A 1341-nucleotide genomic window follows, 5' to 3' on the forward strand; every position below is an offset into this window, starting at 1 on the left:
TGAGGATCAGGTCGGGATGGTCTTCTTCCAGGCGGCGCATGGCGTCGTCGGCATTTTCGGCCGTCTTGACGGCAAAGCCGTTCTTCTGGAGGAGGTCGGTCAGGAACACCAGTTCCGTCTTGGAGTCGTCGACGACGAGGATTTTGCGAATAGGCATTACTGCACTTCCTGTTGAACGATGCCAAACTGCTGCACGGCCTGCAGCAGCTGGTCTTTGGTGAAAGGCTTGGTCAGGTAGTCTTGCGATCCGACCATACGGCCGCGGGCCTTGTCGAATACACCGTCTTTCGAAGACAGCATGACGACCGGAACGTTGGAAAAATGGGCGTCGCGCTTGATGATGGCGCAGGTCTGGTAGCCGTCGAGCCGCGGCATCAGGATGTCGCAGAAAATCAGATGCGGCTTGTGGTCGTTAACCTTGGAGAGCGCGTCGAAGCCGTCTTCCGCGAGAAGAACCTCGTGCCCACCCTGCTTCAGAAAAATCTCGGCACTGCGCCGGATGGTATTGCTGTCGTCGATGACTAGCACCTTGTAACCTGATCCATTCGGGCCCATTGCAAACGCTCCTGCTCAAGAGACTTGGAAGCCCGCCGCGCCGAACATCGACGCAGACCGCGTAGCTCTATCTATGCCATGCTTTCAGATTTCAACCATTTCGAAGTCTTCCTTGCGCGCACCGCACTCAGGACAGGTCCAGTTCATCGGGACATCGGCCCAGGCCGTGCCTGCCGCGATGCCATCTTCCGGTACACCAACCGCTTCGTCATAGATCCACCCACAAATCAGGCACATCCAAGTTTTCGTATTCATCGGAGCTTAAAGTCCTTGTTCATTAAATGCAACGAGTGTATCTATGCGTATCTCACTGGCAGACGGTAAACGTCGCGCCTATGCCACCATCCAGGGGATTCCGCCCGGCGTATGACCATCTACTTACTTCCAGCAGACAAAACCCGCAAACCGGGCGATCTTAACGACCCCTCGCAGGATGAAGGCGAGCTGGCCGAACGCGACCTGAATCCCCCCTGCGTGCTGGTCTTCAACGCCAGCGACCCCAGCGGTGCGGGCGGGCTGGGCGCCGATGCCCTGGCCATGGCGTCGGTGGGCGCACACGTCCTGCCCGTCGTCACAGGCGCCTACGCCAGGGACACGGCCGAGATTTTCGACCACTTTCCCTTCGACGAGGAAGCCATCGCCGAGCAGGCGCGCGCCATCCTGGAGGACGTGGAAGTCCAGTTGATCAAGGTGGGCTTTGCCGGCACCCCCGAGGCCCTGAGCACCATCGCCGAGACCGCCGCCGACTATCCCGAAGTGCCCGTGGTGGCCTACATGCCCAACCTG

General features: G+C 59.3%; 4 protein-coding genes. 1 reads left to right on the forward strand and 3 read right to left on the reverse strand.

The window, feature by feature from the left end; all coding sequences use genetic code 11:
- The 3 genes from ACSFA3_RS23590 to ACSFA3_RS23600 all read right to left on the reverse strand — a co-directional run.
- Positions 1-157: response regulator (locus ACSFA3_RS23590; protein WP_435507848.1), on the reverse strand; the 157-nt coding region annotated here is incomplete at its 3' end.
- Positions 157-555 carry a response regulator gene (locus ACSFA3_RS23595; RefSeq protein ID WP_435507846.1) on the reverse strand — a complete coding sequence of 133 codons (399 nt, stop codon included), beginning with the start codon at positions 553-555 and terminating at the stop codon, positions 157-159. The genes ACSFA3_RS23590 and ACSFA3_RS23595, both read right to left, overlap by 1 nt.
- Before the next feature lie 84 nt (positions 556-639).
- Positions 640-810: a rubredoxin gene (locus ACSFA3_RS23600; protein ID WP_007838397.1), complete on the reverse strand. Its 171-nt coding sequence runs from the start codon at positions 808-810 to the stop codon at positions 640-642.
- A gap of 111 nt (positions 811-921) precedes the next feature.
- Between ACSFA3_RS23600 and ACSFA3_RS23605 the strand changes: the two genes are divergently transcribed.
- Positions 922-1341, forward strand: a 420-nt coding sequence (locus tag ACSFA3_RS23605) for a bifunctional hydroxymethylpyrimidine kinase/phosphomethylpyrimidine kinase (RefSeq protein ID WP_435507847.1), incomplete at its 3' end; no start/stop codon positions are given.

The organism is Variovorax glucosi, assembly GCF_051216695.1.
In the GTDB taxonomy this organism is placed as follows: domain Bacteria; phylum Pseudomonadota; class Gammaproteobacteria; order Burkholderiales; family Burkholderiaceae_C; genus Variovorax.

Coding starts and splice junctions, on each gene's coding strand:
- ACSFA3_RS23595 (WP_435507846.1), bottom strand. CDS start 555: ATGGGCCCGAATGGATCAGGTTACAAGGTGCTAGTCATCGACGACAGC.
- ACSFA3_RS23600 (WP_007838397.1), bottom strand. CDS start 810: ATGAATACGAAAACTTGGATGTGCCTGATTTGTGGGTGGATCTATGAC.